This is a genomic window from Collinsella sp. AF37-9 (assembly GCF_003475115.1).
Taxonomy (GTDB): domain Bacteria; phylum Actinomycetota; class Coriobacteriia; order Coriobacteriales; family Coriobacteriaceae; genus Collinsella.
Window position 1 is genome coordinate 22,854 of the sequence record NZ_QROQ01000031.1, and the last position, 202, is coordinate 23,055.

Here is a 202-nt window from a genome sequence, read left to right on the forward strand (position 1 = left end):
TCTTGACTGCCAGTCAAGCGCTCTCCCAGCTGAGCTACGCCCCCGTGCGAAGAAGTACTATACGGGAACTCGGACGGCGATGCAAGGACATTTTTGGAAAAACTTTCCGGGGGCGCGGGCGCCGGAGTCCCGCGGGGCCGATGCTGGCGCGCCGCCCGAGGCGTCGGGGCCCCTCGATGCCCGGCTAGGCCCGCGGGGCGCG